Genomic DNA, 26,712 nt, shown 5'->3' with positions numbered 1-26,712 from the left:
GGTCCGGTTCTTTTTTACATTTTACTGGTCAAAAATCAGTTAAGTTGATATAATGATTTCCAAGAGATAGAACTGCACCTCTCCGGGCGGTATCTATCATCTCATCGGTTTTTTTATAATAGAAAATCTGCCTGTAGCCGTAGAGGACCGGGACAGAGGGATGAAACTGAAAAAAATTTTCAAATCCTTCGTGCCCTGGAAGGATTTTTTTGTTTATCTTACGTGTTCAAAAAAGGATAAAAAGAGCTGTGAAGTTCAAGCAAGCGAATCGCCTCTCGACACCAGAGCTTATGTTTTTCATCCATGAGAAGAGGAACAGCGAGAGGGGAAAACGACAACAATTTTTCCTTGTACCTTAAGAATGTATAAATTTCCAGCAAAGAAGTGAATTCGACGTAGTGGGAAATTTTAAGTTTTAAGTATAAGCGCAACTACGGCTCTGCCATCGCCTAAAGGCTCGACAGTCGCCGAGTTTTCTTTAAAGTTTTGAACGCAAAACTAGCCGATTTTTCCTTCCTGACATAAGGGCAACTGCGTCAAATCTGTTTGGCGGAGTTCAAAGTTTCATTTCCTCTGAAAAAAAGAGGAGGTACGTAAAAAAAATGAAACAAACAATCGATTTTTTGAAGATGAAAGAAATGAAAGAGAAAATCACCATGATAACTGCCTATGATTATCCGTCAGCAAAACTTGTCGAACAGGCAGGCATCGATTGTATTTTAGTAGGGGATTCACTGGGAATGGTCGTACTTGGCTATGAATCAACTATTCAAGTAACCTTGAATGATATGATTCACCACGCAAAAGCTGTCAGACGGGGGGCAGCAAATACTTTTGTCGTTGTTGATATGCCCTTTGCCACTTATCATTTATCAAAAGATGAAACGTTAAGAAATGCCGCAAGAATTATGCAAGAAGGCGGGGCAAATGCGGTGAAGGTGGAAGGGGCAGACGATGTATTGGAAACGATTTCTCAATTAACGAAAGCCGGGATTCCTGTTGTTGGACATCTCGGGTTAACACCACAATCGGTTGGTGTATTAGGCGGATATAAAGTACAGGGGAAATCGGTGGAAGCTGCCCGTAAACTGATAGCAGATGCGAAAAAATGTGAAGAAGCAGGAGCCTTCATGCTTGTCGTTGAATGTATTCCTTACCAACTTACAGCTGAGCTAACCAAACAATTGAAAATTCCGGTAATCGGGATCGGTGCGGGGAATCATGCCGATGGACAAGTACTTGTTTATCATGATGCAATTGGTTACGGCGTTGATCGTCTACCTAAATTCGTTAAACCGTATGCCAATATCCAAACAGAAATTATAAACGGAATCAAAAACTACGCTACTGAGGTAAAAAACGGTACATTTCCGGATGAACAGACAAGCTACACCCTCAAAGAAGAAGTTTTGGCGGGCTTGTATGGAGGAGTGAAAGCATGAAAATCATCCGGACGGTTGAAGAGATGAGCAACATTTCAGGTCAATGCTTACAAAATAACCAAATAATCGGCTTTGTCCCAACAATGGGCTATTTGCATGAAGGTCATTTAACATTAATGAGGCGAGCGAAAGAAGAAAATAACATTGTTGTAGCCAGTGTTTTTGTTAATCCGCTTCAATTTGGACCGAATGAAGATTATGATGCTTATCCGCGGGATCTCCAAAGAGATGAACGGTTGGCAAAAAGTGTCGGTGTTGATTACTTATTTTGCCCGACTGTTCAAGAAATGTATCCCGATGAAATGACCGTGGAAATAAAAGTGAAAAAGCGGGTAGATGTTCTTTGTGGCAGGAAGCGTGTCGGTCATTTTGACGGGGTTGCAACGGTTCTTGTAAAATTATTTTCTATTATTCGCCCGCATCATGTGTATTTTGGGTTGAAAGATGCCCAGCAAGTCGCTGTTGTTGATGGGTTAATAAAAGATTTAAATCTCCCAATTACGTTGCGTCCGGTCAAAACGGTACGTGAGGAAGACGGGCTTGCAAAAAGTTCCCGGAACGTGAATTTAACAGAGGCAGAACGTCAGGAAGCACCGTTTCTTTATCAATCACTGGTAGAGGCAAAAGAACGAATTTTTGCCGGTGAACGAGACCCCGACGTCATCATTGCGGGAATAAAACAATTTTTACAAAACAAAGTAAATGGAAAGATTGATTATGTCGAAATATATTCATATCCCGAATTAAAACCTCAGACAAGGTTAACGGGGAAAATCATAATCGCTATCGCCGTCCAATTTTCAAAAGCGAGATTAATCGACAATATCATTCTTGAACTTAAAGGTGGAATGTAGAAATGTTTCGAGTAATGATGAATGCCAAACTTCATCGTGCCCGTGTAACGGAAGCCAATTTAAACTATGTTGGCAGCATTACGATTGATCAAGACTTATTAGAAGCGGTTGGCATGGTAGCCAACGAAAAGGTTCAAATTGTCAATAACAATAATGGGGCCCGTTTTGAAACATATATCATACCCGGCGAGCGAGGCAGCCATGTTGTTTGCCTGAATGGGGCCGCTGCAAGACTAGTCCAACCGGGTGATATTATTATCGTGATCTCTTATGTTTTTGTTGATGAAAAAGAAGTGAAAGAACACCGACCGAAAATTGCCGTTTTAAATGAACAAAACAAAATAATCGAAATCATCGGAGCAGAAAAGGAAAAAACGGTGATTGAATCATAAACTTTTTGTATTCACGTCCGGCTGAGATCGAATATCGATTTCAGCCGGACGTTTTTGATTTGTTTTCTTATTTGGCTCCACAAGGAAAGCTACGAAAGAACCAGCTTCTACTTTCCTATCAGGAATAGGAGACTTTTCGAAAGTGCAAAATTATGGTAATGTTTTCTTGATAGAAATATGAGGTGTTGACTTTGAATAAATTTGTAATCGTGGATATAGAGACAACAGGACATTCTCCGAAAAAAGGCGACCGAATGATCCAGTTTGCCGGCGTTGTCCTGGAAGATCGAAAAATAACGGAGACATTTACCACCTTTCTTAATCCGGGAATCCCTATTTCTCCATTTATTACCGAATTAACCGGGATTGATAATGAGATGGTTGCTAATGCCCCATCTTTTACGGAGGTCGCCGGGGAAATTCTCCAACTGATGGAGGAAGCTTGCTTTGTTGCTCATAATGCCCATTTTGATTTAACCTTTTTGCAGGATGAATTGGAGCTTGGGGGTTTTCCGAAACTTACCTCTCCGGTTATTGATACGGTGGAAATGACGCGCATCTTTATGCCTACCTTGGAAAGTTACAAGTTGAGTGATATTGCCAATTTCGCCGGTTTCGATCATGACCGGCCGCATCAGGCAGACAGTGATGCCATCGTCACGGCTGAATGGTTTTTAGCCATGCTTAACAAACTGGATCATCTTCCGGATCAAACGATTTTCGCTTTACGTAATCTGGCAAAATATGTAAAGTCGGATTTATTTCACCTTCTTGATCAGTGGTATTTAGAAAGGGTCAGTCATCCGCGAAAATTAGCTGTTGATTTGGAACTGTTTCGCGGAATTGTATTGAAAAAAGAGAAAGTCGATCAAAATCTAAGTACCGGGCACCATAAAGCGGTTTTGGAGAAAGTGAATTTACAAGACGAATGGGCAGAAGAATCACCCGCTTCTTTTATTCATGCTTCTCTTGATCGTGGTGATTTGGCATTAATTGAAACCGGTGCAGAGACCAATCATAAATTTTCTTATTTATTAGCGGCCGCCGTTTTTTCGATGCAAAAAAACAAGCCTGTATTAGTGGCAACCGCAACGGTTCATGATCAGCAAGTTATTTTACAAGAGATTATTCCACAAGTTCGTTCATGTTTGGCTCAACCAATTTCCGTTCAGTTGTTGAAGGGACGAAACCGATATTTAAATTTATGGAAATTTGAACGAATCTTACATGAGCATAGTGAGCATTATGATGAAGTGATTACAAAAATGCAAATTCTAGTTTGGTTGACTGAAACAGAAACCGGTGATTGTGATGAGTTGAATTTATCGACAGGCGGTTGGCAATTTTTGCGCAGGATTTCCGGTATTCAAATCGATAAGGAAGGAAGTAATCCATGGTTCGACCGGGATTTTTATCGGAAAGCCGTAACCAAAGCCAGCGCAGCACAAATTGTTGTTACAAATCATCATTATTTGTTAACAAATGTGGAGGAAGAAAATAATATTTTTTCTGATTTTGAATATGTCATTATTGATGAGGCACATTTATTTGAAAATAACGCTTTATCGGTTTTCGGAATGAAATTAACTTACCGGAGAATGAAATTTTTATTAAATCAATTAGGTCCGATTGAACAAATGAAAGTGTCGGGAAAAATTGATGCGATACTGACAAAATACAATTTGCCGGTTACATATAATGCAGAGAAAGTTCAATTGATTATTCATGATTTTTTAGAACGTCTGGATGAGTTTTTTCAAACATGTGTGGCTGTTTATAAACAAAACAACAAAAATATATATAACGGAAAAATTGTTATTGAAAATACACCGATTTTTTCCGATATTCTTTATAGTTGGGAACGAGTTTATGATGCATTTACCGTTTTCTTTTCATGTTTAGAAGAACGGTTAAATCAATTATTTCGTTATTATCATTTTTTATCTGAACAGGAAAAAATGACAGTTGAAGACTTCTCCTTACTATTGACAGATCTAACCATCCTTAAACAAATGAACATGGAATTTCAAGATTTGCAAAACAATAAATTAATTTGGTTAGACATGGATGAACGGAATCCTCTTACATCTATTGTCATTCACAGTCAGCCATTATATGTGGAGGATGATTTAGCAAAGACATTATATTTACGTAAAAAGGCGATCATCTTTATTTCAAATGCGTTAACAGTCGAGGACTCTTTCCAATATATGATAAAAAAGCTTGGCTTAAATGATTTTCCTGTTGTTACTAAACAGTTTTATTCCACCGAGTCGTTTTATAAACAGATTCGTTTATACAGCTTAAACGATTTACCCAATATTTCAGAGGTAAAGGAAGAGGAGTATATTGAAAAAATTAGTAATTCCATTATCGCCATCGCAACAACTTTGGAAAGAAAGTTGTTAATCTTATTCAGTTCCAATGAAATGTTGAAAAAAACGTACCATTTAATAAAAGACAGTGGTGCACTTGATGAATATTTACTCATGGCACAAGGCGTTTCAAGCGGAAGTTTACATCGGCTTAGTAAGCAATTTAGCCGCTTTGATAAGGTGATTTTGTTCATTTCAAACTCGAATCTGGAACAATTCAGTTTCGATCAATCACTTCAAACGGCGATAATGGTAAGACTACCTTTTCTTTCTCCTAATGAACCGGTTCATTACCATCGAGCAAAAGCATTGAAAAATAAAGGGATCAATTCGTTCCAAACGTTATCTTTACCGGAAGCTGTTATTCGCTTTAAACAAGGATTTGTAAAACTGATGAATCCGGGAACGAAGATTCGTGAATGGATCATATTTGATAAACGCATTTATTCAACTAGTTATGGACGTACGTTTTTACATTCAATCCCACCGGTACCACTGGAAAAGGTCGATTTAACTTTATTATGTAAAAAGCTTGATAATGATTCCTAGACGACAAAATATTTTAATGAAATAGTAATAAATTTTTTCAAGATCGGGAGAAAGCAGTTATCTTTCACACTATTTTCTTGGTATAATAAAGAAAGATTTTTAATATTCTTTAGCTGTCGAGAAAGGAATGATTTCTCGTTGTTTGCGGCAAGTCAAAGGACCTGCTTGGTCATTACGAGTCGCCTATAGACTTGCCATATGATGGAAATTGGTTTCACAAGATCCGGGGAGGATGATTTATGGAAAGAAAGATAGAGGTTCTTTCGACAATAAAGGTGGAATATTCACCGGACCTTTATAAAATCGTTGATATTTTAAATCGAACATTAAAAAAAGAAGATTTAATGTTTGGACTCGCATTAGATAAAGAAGATCAAAAAAAAGCTATTTTTACCATTTACCGAACATAAAGGCTACATAATAATCATTTCATTGAAAAGAAGGGACGGATGATGAAATTTAAAATTTTCATGATTTCGATCGTTTCGGTTGTTCTGTTAACGATCGGATTCATATCAATATATATCTCGGCTACAAAACCGGTGAAAACAGGCGAAACGAAAGCAATTGAAAGAGCGGAAAAGGAGACGAATTTAGTGTCTGTTACTTCGGTTGATTGGTTTCATTATACAGACAGCTATTATGTCATTAAGGGTAAGAATGATAAGGACAAAGAGATTTTTGTCTGGGTTCCGGAAGATGCAAAAAAAGATATAATTGTAAAAGAAAAAAATGAAGGCATGTCTGAAAAAGAATTACTAAACTTTGTACGGGGTGGATTAACTACCTTATCGAATGATAAAAAGCCGAAAGAAATTATTCGGGTAAAATTAGGAATGGTTGAAAATGCTCCGGCATATGAAATAACCTATCGGGATCAGGAAGACCGTTATAGTATTTTATATGTTGATTTTTATAATGGGGAATGGTACAGAGTGTATAATTTATAGAAAATAGGCTCAAAAACGTTGTCGATTCAGTAATTTTTGATATAAATAAAACCGGCAAATGAAGGAGGAACCACGGATGGAACTAGCAAATCGAATCAAAACATTGGCTCCGTCGGCAACATTGGCAATAACCGCACTGGCCAATGAATTAAAAGGGAAAGGAATAGATGTGATCGGTTTAGGTGTCGGCGAACCCGATTTTAACACACCTGAGCATATTATTGAAGCTGCTTACCAAGCTTTGAAAGAGGGAAAAACAAAGTACACTCCCTCTGGTGGCTTGTTAGAGTTGAAACAAGCAATCATTGAAAAATTTGCTAAAGACCAAGGATTAAGCTATGAACCCTCAAACCTTATTGTAACCGATGGGGCAAAACATGCGCTTTACTTACTGTTTCAAACACTGATCAATGATGGAGATGAAGTCATTATCCCTGCACCATATTGGGTCACTTATCCTGAGCAAGTAAAACTGGCTGGTGGTGTTCCCGTATTTGTTGAAACTGATGAAACAACCATGTTTAAACTAACGCCGGAAAAATTACAGCAAGTTATTACTAATAAAACAAAAGCACTAATTATTAATTCACCGAGCAATCCGACCGGAATGACATATAGTCGTGATGAACTTTCTGCTTTAGGTGAGATTTGTTTACATCATGATATTCTTATTGTATCTGATGAAATTTATGAAAAATTAATCTATGGTGATGAACAACATGTTTCGATTGCCCAACTTTCTGAAGAATTAAAATCGCAAACGGTGATTATTAACGGGGTATCAAAGTCTCATGCGATGACCGGTTGGCGGATTGGCTATGCAGCAGGGGACGAAGCATTAATTAAACAAATGACATCTCTTGCCAGCCAAAGCACATCAAATCCGGCCACTCCATCTCAATATGCAGCCATTGCGGCATATCGTGGCAGTCAAAAAAGCGTGGAAGAAATGAAGCTTCAATTTGAAAAACGGTTAAACCTATTCTATGAAAAATTAATGGAAATACCTGGATTTTCCTGTGTCAAACCTCATGGCGCATTCTATTTATTTCCTAATGTGAAAGAAGCAGCAAAATTGACCGGTTATGATACCGTTGATAAGTTTGCTGAAGCGTTATTGAGTGAAGCGCATGTTGCAGTCGTTCCGGGAACAGGATTTGGCTCGCCTGACTATATCCGCTTATCGTATGCAACAAGTGAAGATATTTTAGTAGAGGCTGCCGCTCGTATTAAAAACTTTGTGGAAACTAAAATGACTTTAAGATAAAGCGAAACTTCCATCAGTGGGGAGAGGAGCCCCACTGATGGTTAGTTGAGCCAATCGGGTACATACGGGCACTTATCTTTCACTAATTGCATCGAAAATTTTTTCTAAACGTAAAGAGGAAGATTTAGTGCCCGTTCGTACGGGATAAAGCGAAACTTCCATCAGTGACCCATTGATGGATAGTTCATATCGAACTGACTATGATAGGTGCGGCGTAAGTTTAGGAAACGTTGCTAGTGAATTTTTGGAGCTGTATAATAAAGAAGGGCTTTAGATAGTATTTTTGGAGGGAAGTTTGTGAAGACAACGATTGTAGAAGTGAAAAATTATGTTGGACAAGAAGTAACGATCGGAGCTTGGCTTGCCAATAAACGTTCCAGCGGGAAGATTGCCTTTTTGCAACTTCGTGATGGATCGGGTTTCATCCAAGGTGTTGTCGTTAAAAATGAAGTACCTGAGGAAGTTTTTCAATTAGCGAAATCACTCACGCAAGAATCCTCTTTGTATGTAACGGGTATCGTTCGTGAAGATGAGCGTTCACCGTTTGGCTATGAATTATCAGTAACCAAATTGGAATTAATCCACGAAGCCCATGATTATCCAATTACACCAAAAGAACATGGTACGGAGTTTTTAATGGACCACCGTCATCTTTGGTTACGTTCAAAACGTCAGCATGCCAATATGAAAATAAGAAACGAAATTATTCGGGCAACTTATGAATTCTTCAATAAAGAAGGTTTTATAAAAATTGATCCTCCGATTTTGACGGGGAGTGCGCCTGAAGGAACAACGGAATTATTCCATACGAAATATTTTGACGAAGATGCGTATCTTTCTCAAAGCGGTCAATTATATATGGAAGCAGCGGCAATGGCTTTTGGAAAAGTGTTTTCTTTTGGACCAACCTTCCGTGCAGAAAAATCAAAAACACGCCGTCACTTAATCGAGTTTTGGATGATTGAACCGGAAATGGCTTTTTATGAATTTGAAGACAATTTAAAAGTTCAAGAGGACTATGTTTCCTATGTGGTTCAATCGGTTTTGAAAAATTGTTCGTTGGAATTGAAAATATTAAATCGTGACACAACGAAATTAGAAAAAGTTCAAGCTCCGTTCCCGAGAATTACATATGATGATGCGATTAAATTTTTACACGAACAAGGTTTTGATGATATCAAGTGGGGCGACGATTTTGGTTCACCGCATGAAACAGCGATTGCCAATTCATTTGATAAGCCGGTGTTCATTACCCATTACCCGAAAGCCATTAAACCGTTTTATATGCAACCGGATCCGACCCGTGATGATGTCGTGTTATGTGCCGATTTAATTGCCCCGGAAGGTTATGGTGAAATAATTGGCGGTTCTGAACGGATCCATGACTATGATTTATTGAAACAAGAACTTGAACGACATCAATTATCTTTAGAAACGTATAGTTGGTATTTAGATCTAAGGAAATACGGTTCTGTTCCACATTCCGGCTTTGGTTTAGGCTTGGAAAGAACCGTTGCTTGGATTGCCGGTTGTGAACATGTCCGAGAAACCATTCCATTCCCGCGTTTATTAAACCGTCTATATCCATAGAAAGAAGAGGGATTGTCACACTTATGACAGTCCCTATTTCATTAACTTTTTATTCATGCTATACTAATTTTGAGGTGTCAAATATGAATAAAAACACGTTCCTTTCCTGGATTGAAGAAGGGGTTATTTCGATTCCTTCTTTTTTATTCCGTTATTATAAAAAAATCGGGTTAACCGATATCGAGTGTATGGTTATTCTACATATTTACAATTTTATCGAGAAGGGTAAAGAGTTCCCTACCATTGATGAAATTGCCGAGCGGATGGTATTATCGACTGAGCATTGTTCGCAAACCATCTTAACTTTAATCCAAAGAGGGTATTTGGAGATTTTGAAAGGTCAGACAGAAGAGGGCATTTATTTCGAAAAATATTCTCTAAAACCACTTTGGCTAAAACTGATCAATGAGCATGCGCTTCATGAACAGGAAGATTTGCAATTTCAAACAAATCTGGAAGAAGGCTCGCTATTTACCCTGTTTGAGCAAGAATTTGCCAGAGCATTATCCCCGATAGAATGTGAAACTTTATCGATGTGGATCGATAATGATCATCATAGTCCCGCTCTCATCAAAGCTGCATTGAAGGAAGCTGTTTTATCAGGAAAATTAAATTTCCGCTATATCGATCGGATTCTCTTTGAATGGAAAAAAGCCGGGATTAAAACTGTGGAACAAGCACAGGATCAAAGCAGACATTTCCGCAACGGGCAACAAAAAAACCGCGGGCAGGAAAAGCAAAAGAAAACCGAAGCGGTGCCGTTTTATAATTGGTTAGAAAGTTAAGGGGAGTGAATATGTTAACGAAAAAGGAGATACGTTTTTGTTTGGATGAAATGGGGAAAATGTTTCCAAAAGCCCATTGTGAATTAAATCATTCGAATCCGTTTGAGCTTTTAATTGCAGTTGTTTTGTCTGCTCAATGTACAGACGCCCTTGTCAATAAAGTAACAAAATCTTTGTTTGAAAAATATAAGCGGCCTGAGGACTATTTAAAAGTTTCGTTAGATGAATTACAACAAGATATCCGGTCAATCGGTTTATACCGGAACAAAGCAAAAAACATTCAAAAGCTTTGTCAAATTTTAATAGAAAAATATGATGGACAAGTTCCAAGTGATCGCGATACATTAATGCAACTTCCCGGGGTGGGGAGAAAAACGGCAAATGTTGTTGTTTCTGTTGCCTTTGGTATTCCTGCGATTGCTGTTGATACGCATGTCGAACGGGTTTCGAAACGTTTGGCCATTTGTCGTTGGAAAGATAGTGTTCTGGAAGTGGAAAAAACGTTAATGAAAAAAGTTCCAATGGATGAATGGAGTATTACCCATCATCGCATGATCTTTTTTGGCCGGTACCATTGCAAAGCCCAATCACCAAAATGTTTGGAATGTCCGCTGCTTTCCCTTTGTCGTGAAGGAAAAAAACGAACGAAAGGTCTTGAATTGGAAAATGCAGGTAAGTGAACGATTACAACATGAGTTCTTTTATCTTGATTCGTTGACGCCGGCCGATTTTTTTCCTGAAGAAAATCGGTTTTATCTCGGTATAGATGAAAGCATGCCTTGGAAAAATGAAAAAGAAGCAGTTATCCAAATTGTCCATGAGTGGCAACCTTACTTGAAGGAGCTTACTGGGCTGTTTAAAGAACGAAAAAATAAAGAAACGAAACCGTTGATGGTAAAGGGAATCAGCCTTTTCATCCGACTGTTATTTTGGTCAAACAATGAACCGACTGATTTAAAAAATTTACAGGAGAAATTAGTGCTGTTTGAGGCGAAACCGGTAAATATCGTCGAACGGCTTCAGTTTTTAATGCAGCGACCGACTTTGTACCATTCCTTTATCCAACTATCCGAATTAATGATTGAACAAGAAAAAATTTTTTATAAATATATGGTAATGAAAAAAAGAGTGAATCGAACTTAGTCGATTCACTCTTTTTACTTTTCATTGAAGATTTACGTGCCGGAACCGGTTGAGTTTTGCGATGAACCATTTCCGCCACCCCCACTATTTCCGCCATTTCCGTTATTCCCGCCATTTCCGGGATTAGGAGTACTTGGAGTTCCTGGGTTCGGATTCCCTGGGTTTGGGTTTCCTGGATTTGTTCCCGGAGGATTTCCCTGTCCGGGAGTGCTTCCACTATCGTCTTCTTGTTCGTCTGTTCCTTCATTATCCGTATCTTCCTCATTTCCTTGATTATTATCCGGTGAATCATCTGTGAAAGAAGAAAGATCAAGGGTAACGGAAGCCGGATCACTCTTATGGCCATCATAAACGGCATAAACCGTAAATGTATATTTTAATCCGGGTACTAAATTATTAGCCTCAAAGCTGTTTTTATCTGTTGTGCCTAGTATTTGATCACCCGAACCATCTGCTGATAAATGTACTTCAAAATTGACATTATCAACATTTTCATAGTTCCAATTTAAGCTTGCCGTTGCGTTTTGTTGGTTATAATCAACGCTTAAATTGGTTACAGCCGGAATCGATTCGTATTTTTTTGATGTTTCTTTCGGTTCTGTACCTTTGACAAAATACTCATAGACAATATTACTTTCCGGTGTAAACGGACTTGCCAGTTTTGCCGGATTGGAACCTTTTTCAATCGGTAATTTAACAACACTTGACGGTTGTTTAAAATCAGGTGTATCGATCCCGTCATGCATATAGGTCATAAGTGATTTAAAAATCTTTATTGGTAATTTTGTATCATCTACCGGTTTTGCCTTCTTCTCGTAACCAACCCAGACTGTAGCTGTATAATTGGTTGAATAGCCGGAAAACCAAGAATCCGGTGACTCAGATGATTTTAAGTTATATTTTTTTAACTCATCCTTCGTATAGTTTGTCGTCCCGGTTTTTCCGGCAATCGGAACGCCGGAAATTTGTGCAGCCCTACCTGTACCGCTTTGGACGACCGTTTTTAACATATCAGAAATCATAAATGCGGTGTAGTCGCTCATAACACGTTCCGGTTTCGGTTCCAAATTAATTTCGGTTTCCCCGTCAGATAACACAATTTTCTTAATGGCATACGGTTCATTGTATATTCCTCCGTTACCAAAAGCACTATAAGCACCGGCTAACTGTAAAGGGGAAACACCGCCTCCGAAGCCGCCGATTGCATATGATTCATAAATTTCCTTCAATCCAATTCCAAGATTATTGGCAAACTCTTTCGCTTTTTCTAATCCGACCGCTTGGATTGCTTTGACAGCTGGAATATTTAAGGATTCTTGCAAGGCATAACGCATGGTCACCTCGCCGTAATTTTTCCCGTTATAGTTTTTAACCGGTGTCCCGTCGGAATACGTATAAGGTTCATCCTTGAAAATTTGATATGTTGAATATTTTAAATACTCGATTGCCGGACCATAATCAAGAACTGGTTTGATTGTTGAACCCGGTTGTCTTTTTATATCAATCGCATAATTAAGCCCACGCCTTACTTTTTGATGGCGACCGCCGCCAATTGCCCGAATTTCTCCAGACTGAGTATCGAGTAAAATGACCCCGGCTTGGATTTCATCATTCGGATACTTAATATATTCATCTGTATTTAAAATATCATTGACTCTCTTTTGTGCGTTCGGGTCCATTGTTGTATATATTTCAAGGCCATCCGTAAATGCGTTATAACCTAATGCTTCAACTTCCTCGATAATTTGATCGACGAAGGAATCATATGGCGAATCATCTTTAATTGTGTCCTCCGGTTTGTTTACAATTAATGATGCAATAGATATATTTTGAGCTTCTTTCATTTCTTTCTCAGAGATAAAGCCGTGCTGATGCATAAGAGATAACACAGTGTTCTTCCTCTGATCGGCTAAATCTGGATTGACAAATGGATTATAAGCATTCGGTCGTTGCGGTAAGCCGGCAATTAAAGCCGCTTCAGGTAATGTTAATTCATCGAGTGATTTATTGAAATATGTTTGAGCCGCTGCTTTAATTCCATACACATTCCCACCCATTGAGACACGGTTAACATACATTTCAAAAATATCTTCTTTTGAAAAATTGCGTTCAAGTTGCAGAGCAAGCCAAGCTTCTTGCGCCTTCCTCTTCAATGTTTTTTCTTCTGATAAAAAGGAGAGCTTAACGACCTGTTGCGTTAAGGTAGATGCACCCTGTGAACCAAAGCCGTCGGTGATATTACTAATGACGGCACCGCCCAAACGAATTAAATCGATTCCGTTATGTTTAAAGAAACGGACGTCTTCAGTTGCCAAAACCGCATTTTTCATCAGGTCCGGAATTTCGTTAAATTCAACCAGATCCCTTTTTTCTGTACCTAATTCGGTAACCAGTTCTTTATTCATATCATAAATTTTTGACGGAACAGGGACTTTTAGCTTTTGCGGATCCAGTTTTGGTGCATCTGAAACAAAGTAAGCAAAGGTTCCCAATCCGCCAACTAAACATAGAAATCCGACAATTATCATCGTTAAAAATATTTTCTTGGCTATACTTTTCCCTTTTCCTTTTGGTTGTTTCTGTTTATTTTTCTGGTTCGCACGTCTTTTTTCTGTTCTTGATTTATATTGTTCTGTCATAAACAATGACCATCCTTTCATTCCTTATCAAAATCGAAAACGGGATTGTCCGTCAAATATCGAATAAGGAATTTCTCACAATTTGAGGTAAGTTATTTTACCCCTAATAATATAGAGATTCTATTAATCTAATATAATCAATTCTTGGCTGAATTCCAAGTGGTATATAATGTCCATATTGCATAATTTCATCTTTCGCTATCGATTTTCTGCCGCCTGATTCCATCCGTTGCCAAAATTTCAGCAGATGTTCACCCTCTAAAAGAAATACTTCTTCTGTTTTTGAAAAACGAATAATGACAAAAGCAATACCTCCGCAAGCTAGTACCGCTTCTGTATGTCTAATTTGATGCTCATGGAAATTTTTTAACGGCAAAGATGTTTCGCTTTTTGTTTCCTTTGCTTCAAAATCAAGATATTTCCCCCGGTACACACCATTATAGTCCGTTGTCGAAGGTGTTTTGAAATAGGCCTCTTTTATTACTGCTTTGCTACGCTCCGGATAATCGACTTGAACAATTTGAATAGGAGTTGGTTTTTTATGAATAACCGCAATCTTGTTTGACAAATAATATTTATTGGACTCATTAATATCATCCTCTAAAGTCATCCCACGGTTTCCGTATTGATATTTTTTTACTTTTATTTTTCTATCCTCTTTTTTAAAATGAAACGTTTTTCCATTCGGATAATGGATTTCCAAACTAACCACCTCGTTAAACCTTCTTCATGCGCAACTCCGGGCTGTTTATTTACCGGTCGGAATGAAACGACCGAAATTTTATAAAGGATGTGAACATCTCGATGAATCATGACGAGAGGCAATTAATCCAACATATTTTACAAACAACAAGAAAAGGCAATATAGATAATATATCACGAACGAATTGTTATGAGTCATTTTATTTTCGTTACCAAGAAATTAAATGGGCTTTTCTTGCCGGATTGGTTTCCCGTAACGCCGGCTGGAATATGTGTGATTTGGAAGGCAAATCGTATTCCTCCTTGTTGACCAAGCAATATCGCACGTATTTGTTTTTAACTTATGAACGGGCTAATTGGCTGATTTTTCAAGATGCGTATCCACAATTATTACTTTATCATTATTCAACGAAAATAGGGCGTCCTTTGTTTCACTTACTACCTTATTTTCATGTTTCGGCATTTATGCAGCAAGAATGGTTTCGATTTTGGCAAACCGGTAATGAAAATCGATTATTGTATTCCCTCATTATTAATGAACAGAACTTGATACAAGAGCCAATCATATCAAAACTATTTTATCAAAAAAAAGTATTTCAAACAGTACCTTTTTATTTGCAGGAACTTTTTCATTTCAATGCAGTTATTTTTCCAACTTGTTACGGTGAAATTTTCGGGGCAACTGTAAAAAAATTTGTCAAACTGGATCAACGAATCGAACTCGGGAAAAAATTAGCGTGGATTTTATTTGATACGGGGAGGCTTCAAACATTTATTGATTTTGCCATTCATACACCGCATACAGGTTCACGGTACGATTACGAAAAATTTTGGTTAAAAAAACGGAACACGCCTATGTTAAGACTAACGTATCCGATTGTAAAGCAGGAACCATTAACCGGGATATCTTGGGATAAAAAGCAACGGGTTAAAAAACGATGGTTCCTGCCACCCATCATAAAAGAAGAAGAAGTGAACATGACTTATTGGTTAAGGAAAAAACATATAGAAATTGAACTGTTGGTAAACTTGAAGGAATGGATGCGGTGGAATGAGTAGGTAAGAAGGGAAGACACCACGATGGGGAAAGAAGTCAATATGTAGTGGTGTCTTCCTTTAACTTAAGTGGATGGACGGTTTGGGCCATTTAGTTTTGGATTTCCTTTAGCCGCTTTTGTGTCTGCATGATTTTCTTTTTCAGTTACGCGATTTTGTTTCTTCTTTTTTTCCATTGGCTGCACCTCCTATCGTTATTATGAACAAAAGGTCAAGAAACATGTTTTGACAATGATTTCTGAATATTTGTCAGAATTCCACTTTGTTTGGCGAATTTCTTCTAGTTTTGTCAAACAGGAAGGAAGTGATGAAAGCAGGTCGAAATTACATAATAACGAAGGATGGAGGGATTGAGATGGCAAGCAATAAAACAGTGAAAACGAGCGAAATTTTGGAATTAATCAAGTGTTTGGAAATGGAAATAGCGTTTGTGGAGCAAAAGATGCATCTCGTTGTAACGGAAGAAATAATAGAACAAACAAGTAACCTTTCAAGAAATATTTCTGCGATAGAAAAGGAAATAATGAAAGTGACGAAAGAAAATCAAACGAAACAACAGGTGAGGAATACGGAGCCGATTATGAAACAGGCAGCATCAATGTAAAAAAATTGGTCCGGCTTTGATTTTCCGTTGATATTGTGAAACTTCAATCAGTAGGACTGTTTAAAGAAAACCCGGCAATCACCGGGTTTTCTTTACTTATGATATAATTGGATGGATAGGAGGGGTTAATGTATGGACAAAATGCAACTTGTATCAGCAACGAAAAAATTAAAACACTATGTAATGGAAATGGATCACATTTATGAACATGCACGGGAAACGGGAGAAGAAAAAGATTTTTATACGGTTATTAAACCATTTGTTGATGAAGTCCATTTCGTTTTAGAAGAGTGGGGGGAACTGGCGAAGAAATTCATTGTCACTTCTCACCCGAAACACTTATATATTCAACAAATCGATGCCACTATTGAGAATATTAAAGAAATAAGTGTACAAGCTTTTTTTCCTAAAACAAGCTATTCCCGTTTTAAACATCGTCTCCATTCAATCCATTATATATTAGAAAAATTACATAGCGAAATAAACGAAAATGAGTTTCCGCAAAACTTTTAAATTCACATGATTAGGCGAACAATCATACAATATGGTGGAGTTCATGAGGAGGATTGATATGTATGTATCATCTGCCACACAACCAGTTTTTTCCACGAAAATATAATGCGATTCCGGAGACATTTGGAATGCCACAAAATCATTTAGGTACGAATGCCAACCTGCAATTTCCTGTAGGGGTAAATACGTTCCCACCGCCATTCTTTCATGGTCCAACACCAATGAATTCTCAGGGTATGTTTCCCGGTGTCGCTCCCGGACAAGTCTGGCCTCCGAGTGCTTTTTTTAATCAAGACAACCATTTCCCATCTAATAATAACGATGTACCGTTTACACAATTTTTGGATGATCCATTACACCCACTTTATAATCAAATTTCAAATTTTTCTAATCAGATATTACCAAATTTTAGTTTATCGGCGTCGCATCAATCTTTTCCCCAGAGTCCGATGAACAGCTTTATCCAATCATTTAAAAATAAAGATGGATCCATCGATTTTAATAAAATGCTAGGAACGGCCGGTCAATTCATGGGAGTAATCAATCAAGTTTCTTCTTTACTAAAAGGATTCAGTCATTTATTTAAATCGTAATTATGTGCCAAGTGCAAGTCCTTCCATCATATCTAAGAAAAGCAATTGGCGAAAAACCAATTGCTGTAGGTTACCATTATTTTCAATGGACATTAGCGAAATTCATCTGTTTGTATAAAACAATTATTTAACTTTTAAAGACATCAATCTTCTAAATTCAGTTTCTTCCCGGATTTTTTTGGCAGGATGATCGTCAATAGCCCGTCACGGTATTTGGCTTTGGCGTTTTTTGAATGAATTGGATGATAAAAAGGAATCGTCCGGCTGGCTTTTTCATATTCGTGTATCTTTGTATATGATTTAGCTTTATCATTTTGAATTGTCTCACTTTCTGAACGATTCACAGTGATGGTAATGCTTCTCTCCAAAATATGGATGTCAATTTGATTTTTCTTTACCCCGGGTAATTCTGCATATATGATGTATTTATCAACATCTTCTTGAACATTGACTTTGAAACCCGGTTTTAAATTGGAGTTTTGAAAAAATTGATCAATGGTCTCCAAAATATTACGAAATGGCCGGTCCTGAAAAATATGAAAAAATGGAGAAGCTTCATTTGAATGGCTGTCCTTTTTTTCCGGTAATTGCTCATCCATGTTTTCCACCCCACTTTTTATTTTTATTTCCGATATAATATATGAAAAATAATAAAAATCGTGTTAGATTAATGGTACGATGTTTGTACGGTAAATATTTTTTGATATAGGAACGTGTATTCGTTATAATAAATGTTAAAGGGAAATTTGGTATGAATTGTAGAGGGTGAAGTGGATGCTAGGTAAGCGTCAATTACAAGAAATCATCAATTGGATGAAACAAACAAATGAAATTAACGAAAATATTATCCATTGGGAAACGATAGAAGGGAAGGAGGCCATTAATGTTCCATTTCCTGAAGAATTGCATCCAAAATTGCAGGCAGCATTAGAAAAGCGGGGGATTACCTCTTTATACAGTCATCAACGGGAAGCTTTTGATTATGGTATGAAAGGAATGGATTTTACTGCCGTAACCCCGACGGCGAGCGGGAAAACACTTTGTTATAATCTTCCGGTTCTGCAAACGATTTTAGAGAACGTTGAAGCAAGAGCGTTATATATGTTTCCAACGAAGGCACTCAGCTATGATCAAAAAAGTGAATTAAATGAATTGATTGATGAAGCGGGGATCGAAATTAATAGTTATACATATGACGGGGACACACCGGCGCATATCCGGCAAAAAATTCGCAAAGCTGGCCATATCGTAATAACTAACCCGGATATGCTTCATTCCGGAATTTTGCCGCATCATACAAAGTGGGTCTCTCTGTTCGAAAACATAAAATTTATTATCGTTGATGAATTACATATTTACCGTGGTGTATTCGGAAGCCATACAGCAAATGTTATTCGTCGATTAAAACGGATTTGCCGTTTTTACGGAAGTGATCCGGTGTTTATTTGTACTTCAGCGACCATTGCCAATCCAAAGGAACTGGCCGAAGCTTTAACAGGTAAAACCATGCAGTTAATTGATCAAAACGGTGCCCCGAGCGGAAGAAAGCATTTTGTCTTTTATAATCCGCCGATTGTAAATAAACAATTAAATATCCGGAGAAGTGCAACTTTGGAAGTTCGGAAGCTCGCCGGGGAGTTTCTGAAAAATAAAATTCAAACAATTATTTTTGCGAAAAGCAGGGTTCGAGTGGAAATTATTTTAACGTATTTACAAGAGTTGATTAAAGATAAGATTGGACCAAAGGGAATACGTGGGTACCGGGGCGGTTATTTACCGACAGAGCGAAGAGAAATCGAAAAAGGGCTGAGAAATGGGGATATTTATGGTGTGGTCAGCACGAATGCGTTGGAGTTGGGCGTTGATATCGGACAATTACAAGTATGTATAATGACCGGTTATCCCGGTACGATTGCGAGCGCCTGGCAACAAGCCGGACGAGCCGGAAGAAGACATGGAGAGGCGCTAATTTTGTATGTCGCCAGTTCAGCCCCACTAGACCAATACATTATCAATCATCCGGAATATTTTTTCAAACAGTCACCGGAAGTTGCCCGAATCAACCCGGATAATTTAATCATTCTTGTTGATCATGTAAAATGTGCAGCTTTCGAATTACCTTTTAAAAAAGGAGAAACGTTTGGAGGGATTGATGTGGAGGATGTACTCGATTACCTGCTTGATCAAAAAATTCTTGTTTTTAGCGGGAATAAATATCATTGGATGAGCGATTCATTTCCGGCGCATAATATCAGTCTTCGTTCCGCTTCACAGGAAAATGTAGTCATTATTGACCAAACCGACATTGCCCATGTACAAGTGATCGGAGAAATGGATACTTTCAGCGCTTTAACGCTTCTCCATGATGAGGCAATTTACATGCATCAAGGAGTTCAATATCAGGTAGAAAAATTAGACTGGGAGGAAAAAAAGGCATTTGTACGTGAAGTGCAAACGGATTATTATACAGATGCAAACTTGGCTGTTGATTTGAAAGTTTTAGAGGTTGATAAGGAAAGAGAAACGGATGTCGCGCAAATTCAATATGGGGACGTGGCTGTACAAGCGATGGCGACAATTTTTAAAAAGATTAAATTTGAAACTCATGAAAATATCGGTTCCGGTCCGATTCATTTACCGGAACAAATATTGCATACAACTTCGGCATGGATTTCATTAAAGGATGAGCCGAATTGGCATAAAGATCGCCTGGAGCAAGGGTTGATCGGTATGGCACATCTTTTAAAAAATATGGTGCCGATGTATGTGATGTGTGATCCGAGCGATGTGTATGTGACACCGCAATTGAAATCGAGTCATAATGAAAAACCAACGATCTTTTTATATGACCGTTATCCGGGTGGAGTGGGCCTGAGCGATCAAATTTACGATAAAATAACGGATATTTTGCTGGAAGCGAGGAAAATGATAAAAAATTGCCCGTGTGAGAATGGTTGTCCTTCTTGTATTGGGACGGACGGTACTTCACAAAACGGCAAAATAGATGCAATTACCCTTTTGAATGCTTTCTTAAATGGGGTGCTTAAATGAAGTTAAAAAACAAGTTAGCAGTTTATCAGTCGTACTTACCAACCGGAACGAAGAAACAAGAATCGCAACCGGAAGCAAAACAAGAACTTATCGACATACCAAACTTGGAAAAATGGCATAATTTCGGGGTTGCTCCATATATATTAGATGATCAATATTGCCTTATTCGTGAAGTCCGCTATCCTCTTGAAACACAAAGGGGGAAATATACATTTTTTGATTATCTTAATGTCGTCAATGCTTGGCAAAATCATTCTCTTCTCCACCCTTTATCCGCAAAAGGGTACCGTCCAACAGATTTGTTTTTCTTTGACACGGAAACGACAGGACTCGGTGGTGGAACAGGCAATACGATCTTTTTATTAGGTTATGCTTTCATTGATGATGATGAGGTCGTAGTGAAACAACATTTATTGCCTGAACCCGGGGGTGAAATTCCGCTTTATCACAGTTTTTTGAAATCAGTTGATTATACCACCCTTGTTACGTATAATGGAAAAGCATTTGATTGGCCGCAAGTGAAAACAAGACACACATTGATCAGAGAACATGTACCGAAGCTTCCGGCATTTGGTCATTTTGATTTGCTGCATGCATCAAGGAGACTATGGAAAGATGAATTAGAATCCGTAAAACTCACAATCGTTGAGAAAGAGGTTTTGGGAATCGAAAGGGAAGAAGATGTTCCCGGATATTTAGCGCCCATCATTTATTTTGATTTTCTTCAATCCAATCAACTGGACGGAATTGTTAAGGTGATGGAGCATAATGAGGAAGATGTACTATCCCTAATCATTTTATATACGCATATTTCCTGTCAATTATTAGGACTTGATGTGAATCAAACAAATAGGGAAAAATTAGCCGTCGGTAAATGGTATTCTGCTTTGAATGAAAGGGATGCGGCCATTCAAGTATATGAAGAGGCGATAACAAGTTTACGAGGGAGAGAAAAATGGAAGGGCATGTATGATCTTGCCATTCAATATAAAAAACAGAAGAAGCGAGATATGGCAGAAGCGATTTGGCAAGAAATCATTGAACTGGGCAACGGAATAGAGAAAATAAATGCTTGCATCGAGCTGGCAAAAGTTCATGAGCATGTGAACAAGGATTTTGAAAAGGCATTACAATTAAGCATATTGGCATTAGAAGAGTATGAATCAACTCAGCTCTTGGATTATAAAAATAATCATTTAAAGGAAGAATTAGAAAAAAGAATTCTTCGTTTGGAAGGAAAAATAAGAAGAGAAAAATCAAATTAAATTGAACATGGTCATGACGGTTCACGTCCAAAAAATCGGATTTGTTTATACCGGCTTGGTAAAATTTTTCACCTAGCCTTATTGGTTGCTGAAAAGTGGATGCATATTTTCCAGTAAAAAAATATTGATGAAAAGCTTGGCTGGAATTAAAATTAGTTCTGGATTATCATCATATTTTTTGAAAGAAAGGGAATGCCATGCATCGCACAGTTTTATTTTTATTCTTTACAATTGTTATTTCAACGATGTTCTTTTTTACGGTTTTTCGAGACGTAATTATGAAGGTATTGTTCTGGTATTGATGACGGTGGTTTCAAAGTTGAAAAATAGGTATTTTCATTAGTACATGTTCCCCTGTTTTGACATAGGTTATTAATGTATAAGGAAATCAACCAGCAGAAAGGGGAGTATATGTATGCCTGCATTTCCACCCAATGTATTGCCGCCGGTGGTACATCCAACGCAACAATTTGTAAATACAAACCAATTTACACATATCGTACCGCATGTTCATCCTTCACATACGACCACTGTCAACCAGCATATGTTTCAGCACCAACATTATTGCCCGCATACCCATTCAGTGGTAAATGAAGTATGCCATCAGCATTTGAATTGCTGTTGTCCGCCGCCAAGAAGACCATTTGGTTTTTAAACGTAAATGAGAAATATGGGGCTGATGAAAAATATCGGCCCCCCATAATAGTTCTTTAGACCCTTTTCTTCCATTTTATTATATAATAAGGTATATCAATGATTACATAAATACGTTAGACGATTGAAACAAACAACAAGCAAGAATTGACAAAGGAATGCATTTTTGAAAAAATAAGATTAATGATGAGCATGATCGAGGTGAAAAACTTTGATAGCAAACAATATTCAATTAACACCTAAGGATATTTTAGAAAAAGAATTTAAAACGAGTATGCGTGGATATAATCAAGAGGAAGTTGATAAATTTCTGGATATCATTATAAAGGATTATGAAAATTTCAATAAAGAGATTGAAACACTTGTATTCGAAAATCAAAAACTAAAAAAACAATTGGAAGAAGCGCGAAGACAGCCCGTACAAACAACCGGTGCAACGAATTTTGATATTTTAAAAAGATTGAGCAATTTGGAAAAACATGTCTTTGGGAATAAATTAAATAATGATAAAGACTGGTAATTCCAATCAAGTAAGTTGGTATATAGATAAAGGACCACTTTTCAGACACAACGGTTTTTAACAGTTATCGAAAATTTATCTTGCTTATCAGTCACAATGACAGAAAAAAATACCAGTTGTATTTTAGAAAAAGTTCTTTTATAATATATACGTGTCATGTTAATAACGTTCGGGTAATCGCGGCAATTATGCTGAGGAAAGTCCATGCTCGCACGGTGCTGAGATGCCCGTAGTGTTCGTGCCTAGCGAAACAATAAGCTAGGGCAGCCTGGTTTCGACTGGGCTGACGGCAGGGAACGAGCCTAAGTCTTCGGATATGGCTCTATTACCTTGAAAGTGCCACAGTGACGTAGCCTTGGAAGAAATGACAAGGGTGGAACGAGGTAAACCCCGCGAGCGAGAAACCCAAATAATGGTAGGGGAACTTTCTCTGAGGAATTCAACTCAAGAGAGAGGCAAGAGACAAGCTCTTGCAGATAGATGATTACCACCGGAGTACGAGATTTTTCAATCGTAAGCAGTACGATGGTACAGAACATGGCTTACAGAACGTTATTAACGGCTAAAACGGACAAAATGCTCTCTTTTCATTTTGAAAGGGAGCATTTTTGTTTTGAATTGTGTTAATAATAGTAAAGGTGATGACATGAACAAATTAAAAATTCTTGCCACATCTCCAATGGGGATTGAAGCGATTGTCGCAAAAGAAGTGAGAAATCTCGGTTATGAATGTCAAGTCGATAACGGAAAAATTACATATATGGGTGACGAATATGCGATTGCCAAAAGTAATCTTTGGCTTCGTACGGCAGACCGGGTAAAAATTATCGTTGGTGAATTTAAAGCAACAACATTTGAACAACTGTTTGATGGAACAAAAAATCTCCCGTGGGAACAATTTATCAATGTGGACAGTGCGTTTCCAGTCTCGGGGAAATCAGTAAAATCTACTTTGCACAGTGTTCCGGACTGTCAAGCCATTGTTAAAAAAGCCATCGTAGATCGATTAAAAATAAAATATAAACAGATCACCTGGTTTCAGGAAAAAGGACCGAAAGTACCTGTGGAAGTTTCTATTTTAAAAGACATCGTAACGATTACGATTGATACAAGCGGGTCAGGATTACATAAACGGGGATATCGGGCATATCAAGGTGAGGCTCCATTAAAAGAAACGTTGGCAGCGGCATTAATTCTGTTAACAAACTGGACAGCGGATCGGCCGTTTGTCGATCTTTTTTGCGGTTCAGGTACTATCCCGATTGAAGCGGCATTAATCGGACAAAACATTGCACCCGGTTTCAATCGGGATTTTATAAGTGAAACATGGCATTGGTTCAATTCGAAGGTTTGGGATGAAGCAAGAACGGAAGCGGAAGACTTGGCAGAATATAATCGGCCGTTACAAATTTTTGGATCGGATATCGATCATAAAATGGTAGATATGTCAAAAGCAAATGCCATGGAAGCCGGACTCGGGGACCTCATCCAGTTTAAACAAATGCAAGCGACTGATTTCCGTACCGATCTTGAATACGGTGTAATTGTCAGCAATCCGCCCTACGGAGAACGTATAGGCGAAAAAGAAAAAGTCGAAAAGTTATACCGGGAACTTGGTGCAACTTTACAAATGCTTGACACGTGGTCGATTTATTTGATTACATCAAACGAAGATTTTGAAGAGTTATTTGGAAAAAAAGCGACTAAAAAGCGGAAATTATTTAACGGGTTTATTAAAACGGATTATTATCAATATTTTGGCCCCAAAAAACGTGTATGATGATAAAAATCGATTTTTCAATCAAGGAATATTTTCCCTGCCACCGTCTATAATAGTATTATCAATGGTTATCGGAAAGGGATGGACGATGGATAAGTGGAATCTTGATTTTGCAAAAATATCAAAAGCGCTGGAAGCTACGTATCAGCAATTGCAATCAGAAAATATTTCGAACGAAGCATTAGATACGATTAAAGAAGCGGAACAAAATTTACAACTAGCTATGCAATATTCACTGACAACACCGATAAATACACAAATGCGTAAATAAAAAGCAATCAAATTCGATTGCTTTTTATTTTACTGAAACGGAGAGGAAGGAAAACTGGCTGAAAATTTCATGCAATTTTGCTAAAAGGGAATAATTTCCTTTTTTGTCAAAAAAGGTTAATATTTCGTAAACTTATGTTAAAATATAAACATACTATCATTGGGGGGAAGGCTATGACAAATGAAAATGTTAAATTAATAGAAGAGAAATTTTTAAATTATGTGAAGAAAATTACGGCGTATCAAGAGGCAATAAGTGTTATGTACTGGGATTTACGGACCGGAGCACCGAAAAAAAGTGTAGACGGTCGCTCCGAGGTGATCGGCATTCTCTCCTCAGAAATATATCAAATGCAAACTTCAGAGGAAATGAATGGCTACTTAACAGCATTAATTGAAGAAGGAGAACCGGCAGTCTCTGAAATTGCATTAAAAACTGCTTTAGATTGTAAAAAAACATATGATCGCATGAAAAAAATCCCGCTTGACGAGTATCAAATATATGTAACTTTACAAACAAAAGCGGAGTCGGTTTGGGAAGAGGCAAAAGAAAAGAAAGACTTCGAGTTATTTCGTCCATATTTAGAACAATTAGTGGACACAACGAAACGATTTATCGGCTATTGGGGATATGAAGGAAATAAGTACAATACGTTATTGGACATGTATGAGCCGGATATGACGGTCGATATATTAGATGAAGTTTTTGAAAATGTTCGCGATGGTATTCGGGATATTTTGCAACAAATTCAAAGCTCCGGGAAAACTTTTGATACATCTTTCATCTATAACCGTTTTCCAAAGGATCGCCAACGTGATTTCAGCATCGAAATTTTAAAACAAATGGGCTATGATTTTGACGCAGGGCGTTTGGATGAAACGGTACATCCTTTTCAAATTACATTAAATATCGGCGATGCTCGGGTGACGACGAAATATGTTGAAAATGATTTTCGTGTCGCCATTTTTGGTACTATCCATGAAGGCGGGCACGCATTATATGAACAAAACATTTCAAAAGATTTGGCCGGAACGACGCTTGCTGAAGGGACATCGATGGGGATTCATGAATCTCAATCATTATTTAATGAAATTTTTGTTGGAAGGAATCTATCGTTTTGGAAGAAAAATTATGATCTGTTAAAATCCTATTCACCGGGACAATTCGACGATGTTCCTTTGCTTGATTTTTACCGAGCCATTAATGAAGTAAAACCGTCATTGATTCGAATTGAAGCAGATGAAGTCACCTATCCGTTACATATTATCATTCGTTATGAAATAGAAAAGGCACTGTTTAATGATACGATTGAAGTAAAGGATTTACCGAAAATATGGAATGAAAAATATAAGGAATATTTGGGTATTGAACCGGAACATGATGGTGTCGGTGTCTTACAAGATGTCCATTGGGCCGGGGGGAGTTTCGGTTATTTTCCTTCATATGCACTCGGGTTTATATACGCTGCTCAATTCAAACATGCGTTATTAAAAGATTTACCAAATTTTGATGAACTGCTGGCAGCCGGAAAGCTTGATAAAATTAAAGAATGGTTTAACCAAAACATCCATCAATTTGGAAAAACAAAAAAACCGTTAGAGATTTTGCAGGATGTAACAGGTGAAGGACCGAATCCGAAATATCTGCTCAACTATTTGACAGAAAAATATAAGGAAATTTATGAATTTTAGGGGTCAGGGGCTTATGACCCCCTTCA

At 37.7% G+C, this 26,712-nt stretch carries 25 protein-coding genes and 1 other RNA gene; 23 read left to right on the top strand and 3 right to left on the bottom strand.

Features of this window, described 5'->3' with window-relative positions:
• Nucleotides 1–602 precede the first annotated feature (602 nt).
• From panB to BT1A1_RS09865, 11 genes are all read left to right on the top strand, one after another.
• Nucleotides 603–1,442: a 3-methyl-2-oxobutanoate hydroxymethyltransferase gene (panB, locus tag BT1A1_RS09910; RefSeq protein WP_034770607.1), complete on the top strand. Its 840-nt coding sequence runs from the start codon at nt 603–605 to the stop codon at nt 1,440–1,442.
• On the top strand, nt 1,439–2,296 hold the full coding sequence (panC, locus tag BT1A1_RS09905) for a pantoate--beta-alanine ligase (protein ID WP_034770604.1): 858 nt from the start codon (nt 1,439–1,441) through the stop codon (nt 2,294–2,296). Before panB ends, panC begins: the two co-directional genes overlap by 4 nt.
• Nucleotides 2,297–2,298: 2 nt before the next feature.
• On the top strand, nt 2,299–2,688 hold the full coding sequence (gene panD, locus BT1A1_RS09900) for an aspartate 1-decarboxylase (RefSeq protein WP_034770601.1): 390 nt from the start codon (nt 2,299–2,301) through the stop codon (nt 2,686–2,688).
• Nucleotides 2,689–2,879: 191 nt separating this feature from the next.
• On the top strand, nt 2,880–5,612 hold the full coding sequence (gene dinG / locus BT1A1_RS09895) for an ATP-dependent DNA helicase DinG (protein WP_034770598.1): 2,733 nt from the start codon (nt 2,880–2,882) through the stop codon (nt 5,610–5,612).
• Between the two features lie 239 nt (nt 5,613–5,851).
• Nucleotides 5,852–6,022: a YpmA family protein gene (locus BT1A1_RS17935; protein WP_072012687.1), complete on the top strand. Its 171-nt coding sequence runs from the start codon at nt 5,852–5,854 to the stop codon at nt 6,020–6,022.
• A gap of 42 nt (nt 6,023–6,064) precedes the next feature.
• Nucleotides 6,065–6,562, top strand: coding sequence for a cell wall elongation regulator TseB-like domain-containing protein (locus BT1A1_RS09890; RefSeq protein ID WP_034770595.1), 498 nt, complete (start codon nt 6,065–6,067; stop codon nt 6,560–6,562).
• 76 nt (nt 6,563–6,638) lie between these two features.
• Nucleotides 6,639–7,829, top strand: a complete 1,191-nt coding sequence (locus BT1A1_RS09885) for a pyridoxal phosphate-dependent aminotransferase (protein WP_034770593.1) — start codon at nt 6,639–6,641, stop codon at nt 7,827–7,829.
• Nucleotides 7,830–8,126: 297 nt separating this feature from the next.
• Nucleotides 8,127–9,419 (top strand): asparagine--tRNA ligase, encoded by a 1,293-nt coding sequence (gene asnS / locus BT1A1_RS09880; protein WP_034770591.1) that lies wholly within the window; start codon nt 8,127–8,129, stop codon nt 9,417–9,419.
• Between the two features lie 83 nt (nt 9,420–9,502).
• Nucleotides 9,503–10,204 carry a DnaD domain-containing protein gene (locus tag BT1A1_RS09875; RefSeq protein ID WP_034770584.1) on the top strand — a complete coding sequence of 234 codons (702 nt, stop codon included), beginning with the start codon at nt 9,503–9,505 and terminating at the stop codon, nt 10,202–10,204.
• Between the two features lie 11 nt (nt 10,205–10,215).
• On the top strand, nt 10,216–10,884 hold the full coding sequence (gene nth / locus BT1A1_RS09870; protein ID WP_034770582.1) for an endonuclease III: 669 nt from the start codon (nt 10,216–10,218) through the stop codon (nt 10,882–10,884).
• The gene (locus tag BT1A1_RS09865; RefSeq protein WP_156103214.1) at nt 10,859–11,347 is read left to right on the top strand and encodes a YpoC family protein; all 489 of its coding nucleotides are present in this window, start codon (nt 10,859–10,861) and stop codon (nt 11,345–11,347) included. Before nth ends, BT1A1_RS09865 begins: the two co-directional genes overlap by 26 nt.
• A gap of 32 nt (nt 11,348–11,379) precedes the next feature.
• Here the strand turns inward: BT1A1_RS09865 and BT1A1_RS09860 are convergent, their stop codons facing one another.
• Together BT1A1_RS09860 and recU are read right to left on the bottom strand one after the other, a co-directional pair.
• Entirely contained in the window at nt 11,380–13,986 is a 2,607-nt protein-coding gene (locus BT1A1_RS09860) for a penicillin-binding protein 1A (protein WP_034770580.1), read from the bottom strand.
• A 103-nt stretch (nt 13,987–14,089) separates the two neighbouring features.
• Complete coding sequence (gene recU, locus BT1A1_RS09855) at nt 14,090–14,689, bottom strand: Holliday junction resolvase RecU (RefSeq protein WP_034770578.1); 600 nt, start codon at nt 14,687–14,689, stop codon at nt 14,090–14,092.
• A 101-nt stretch (nt 14,690–14,790) separates the two neighbouring features.
• Here recU and BT1A1_RS09850 point away from each other — a divergent pair, with 101 nt between their 5' ends.
• The 4 genes from BT1A1_RS09850 (at nt 14,791) to BT1A1_RS09835 (ending at nt 17,454) form a co-directional block, all read left to right on the top strand.
• Nucleotides 14,791–15,747, top strand: coding sequence for a DUF2515 family protein (locus tag BT1A1_RS09850; protein WP_034770577.1), 957 nt, complete (start codon nt 14,791–14,793; stop codon nt 15,745–15,747).
• A 352-nt stretch (nt 15,748–16,099) separates the two neighbouring features.
• Entirely contained in the window at nt 16,100–16,348 is a 249-nt protein-coding gene (locus tag BT1A1_RS09845) for a hypothetical protein (RefSeq protein WP_141227946.1), read from the top strand.
• 132 nt (nt 16,349–16,480) lie between these two features.
• The gene (locus BT1A1_RS09840) at nt 16,481–16,861 is read left to right on the top strand and encodes a YppE family protein (RefSeq protein ID WP_043988329.1); all 381 of its coding nucleotides are present in this window, start codon (nt 16,481–16,483) and stop codon (nt 16,859–16,861) included.
• A gap of 62 nt (nt 16,862–16,923) precedes the next feature.
• A complete protein-coding gene (locus BT1A1_RS09835) occupies nt 16,924–17,454 on the top strand; it encodes a YppG family protein (protein WP_034770573.1) in 531 nt (176 codons plus the stop codon).
• Between the two features lie 143 nt (nt 17,455–17,597).
• Here BT1A1_RS09835 and BT1A1_RS09830 read toward each other — a convergent pair whose 3' ends face one another.
• The gene (locus BT1A1_RS09830) at nt 17,598–18,053 is read right to left on the bottom strand and encodes an Hsp20/alpha crystallin family protein (RefSeq protein ID WP_051989094.1); all 456 of its coding nucleotides are present in this window, start codon (nt 18,051–18,053) and stop codon (nt 17,598–17,600) included.
• A 175-nt stretch (nt 18,054–18,228) separates the two neighbouring features.
• Here BT1A1_RS09830 and BT1A1_RS09825 point away from each other — a divergent pair, with 175 nt between their 5' ends.
• The 8 genes from BT1A1_RS09825 to BT1A1_RS09800 all read left to right on the top strand — a co-directional run bounded on the left by BT1A1_RS09825 (nt 18,229) and on the right by BT1A1_RS09800 (nt 26,686).
• Nucleotides 18,229–20,505 carry a DEAD/DEAH box helicase gene (locus BT1A1_RS09825; protein WP_034770572.1) on the top strand — a complete coding sequence of 759 codons (2,277 nt, stop codon included), beginning with the start codon at nt 18,229–18,231 and terminating at the stop codon, nt 20,503–20,505.
• Nucleotides 20,502–21,770 carry a ribonuclease H-like domain-containing protein gene (locus BT1A1_RS09820; RefSeq protein ID WP_034770571.1) on the top strand — a complete coding sequence of 423 codons (1,269 nt, stop codon included), beginning with the start codon at nt 20,502–20,504 and terminating at the stop codon, nt 21,768–21,770. Before BT1A1_RS09825 ends, BT1A1_RS09820 begins: the two co-directional genes overlap by 4 nt.
• A gap of 415 nt (nt 21,771–22,185) precedes the next feature.
• The gene (locus tag BT1A1_RS17930) at nt 22,186–22,425 is read left to right on the top strand and encodes a CotD family spore coat protein (RefSeq protein WP_072012686.1); all 240 of its coding nucleotides are present in this window, start codon (nt 22,186–22,188) and stop codon (nt 22,423–22,425) included.
• Between the two features lie 210 nt (nt 22,426–22,635).
• A complete protein-coding gene (gene gpsB / locus BT1A1_RS09815) occupies nt 22,636–22,944 on the top strand; it encodes a cell division regulator GpsB (protein WP_034770570.1) in 309 nt (102 codons plus the stop codon).
• Between the two features lie 165 nt (nt 22,945–23,109).
• Nucleotides 23,110–23,494, top strand: an RNA gene (gene rnpB / locus BT1A1_RS17925) — RNase P RNA component class B.
• Between the two features lie 96 nt (nt 23,495–23,590).
• On the top strand, nt 23,591–24,724 hold the full coding sequence (locus BT1A1_RS09810; protein ID WP_034770569.1) for a THUMP domain-containing class I SAM-dependent RNA methyltransferase: 1,134 nt from the start codon (nt 23,591–23,593) through the stop codon (nt 24,722–24,724).
• 88 nt (nt 24,725–24,812) lie between these two features.
• Entirely contained in the window at nt 24,813–24,995 is a 183-nt protein-coding gene (locus tag BT1A1_RS09805; RefSeq protein ID WP_141227945.1) for a hypothetical protein, read from the top strand.
• A gap of 173 nt (nt 24,996–25,168) precedes the next feature.
• Nucleotides 25,169–26,686: a carboxypeptidase M32 gene (locus BT1A1_RS09800; protein WP_034770565.1), complete on the top strand. Its 1,518-nt coding sequence runs from the start codon at nt 25,169–25,171 to the stop codon at nt 26,684–26,686.
• Nucleotides 26,687–26,712: the final 26 nt, after the last annotated feature.

This window comes from Caldibacillus thermoamylovorans (genome assembly GCF_000751775.1).
Classification (GTDB): domain Bacteria; phylum Bacillota; class Bacilli; order Bacillales; family Caldibacillaceae; genus Caldifermentibacillus; species Caldifermentibacillus hisashii.
The sequence above is the reverse complement of the archived record's forward strand: the minus strand, read 5'-3'. Positions and strand labels throughout refer to the sequence as shown.

Bases quoted from the DNA above. Each gene is read 5' to 3' on its own strand.
- BT1A1_RS09890 (WP_034770595.1), top strand. From the start codon at position 6,065: ATGAAATTTAAAATTTTCATGATTTCGATCGTTTCGGTTGTTCTGTTA.
- nth (WP_034770582.1), top strand. From the start codon at position 10,216: ATGTTAACGAAAAAGGAGATACGTTTTTGTTTGGATGAAATGGGGAAA.
- panC (WP_034770604.1), top strand. From the start codon at position 1,439: ATGAAAATCATCCGGACGGTTGAAGAGATGAGCAACATTTCAGGTCAA.
- BT1A1_RS09875 (WP_034770584.1), top strand. From the start codon at position 9,503: ATGAATAAAAACACGTTCCTTTCCTGGATTGAAGAAGGGGTTATTTCG.
- BT1A1_RS09805 (WP_141227945.1), top strand. From the start codon at position 24,813: ATGGATAAGTGGAATCTTGATTTTGCAAAAATATCAAAAGCGCTGGAA.
- panB (WP_034770607.1), top strand. From the start codon at position 603: ATGAAACAAACAATCGATTTTTTGAAGATGAAAGAAATGAAAGAGAAA.
- panD (WP_034770601.1), top strand. From the start codon at position 2,299: ATGTTTCGAGTAATGATGAATGCCAAACTTCATCGTGCCCGTGTAACG.
- BT1A1_RS09820 (WP_034770571.1), top strand. From the start codon at position 20,502: ATGAAGTTAAAAAACAAGTTAGCAGTTTATCAGTCGTACTTACCAACC.
- BT1A1_RS17935 (WP_072012687.1), top strand. From the start codon at position 5,852: ATGGAAAGAAAGATAGAGGTTCTTTCGACAATAAAGGTGGAATATTCA.
- BT1A1_RS09850 (WP_034770577.1), top strand. From the start codon at position 14,791: ATGAATCATGACGAGAGGCAATTAATCCAACATATTTTACAAACAACA.
- BT1A1_RS17930 (WP_072012686.1), top strand. From the start codon at position 22,186: ATGCCTGCATTTCCACCCAATGTATTGCCGCCGGTGGTACATCCAACG.
- BT1A1_RS09835 (WP_034770573.1), top strand. From the start codon at position 16,924: ATGTATCATCTGCCACACAACCAGTTTTTTCCACGAAAATATAATGCG.
- BT1A1_RS09840 (WP_043988329.1), top strand. From the start codon at position 16,481: ATGGACAAAATGCAACTTGTATCAGCAACGAAAAAATTAAAACACTAT.
- BT1A1_RS09800 (WP_034770565.1), top strand. From the start codon at position 25,169: ATGACAAATGAAAATGTTAAATTAATAGAAGAGAAATTTTTAAATTAT.
- BT1A1_RS09810 (WP_034770569.1), top strand. From the start codon at position 23,591: ATGAACAAATTAAAAATTCTTGCCACATCTCCAATGGGGATTGAAGCG.
- BT1A1_RS09830 (WP_051989094.1), bottom strand. From the start codon at position 18,053: ATGGATGAGCAATTACCGGAAAAAAAGGACAGCCATTCAAATGAAGCT.
- BT1A1_RS09845 (WP_141227946.1), top strand. From the start codon at position 16,100: ATGGCAAGCAATAAAACAGTGAAAACGAGCGAAATTTTGGAATTAATC.
- BT1A1_RS09860 (WP_034770580.1), bottom strand. From the start codon at position 13,986: ATGACAGAACAATATAAATCAAGAACAGAAAAAAGACGTGCGAACCAG.
- BT1A1_RS09885 (WP_034770593.1), top strand. From the start codon at position 6,639: ATGGAACTAGCAAATCGAATCAAAACATTGGCTCCGTCGGCAACATTG.
- BT1A1_RS09825 (WP_034770572.1), top strand. From the start codon at position 18,229: ATGCTAGGTAAGCGTCAATTACAAGAAATCATCAATTGGATGAAACAA.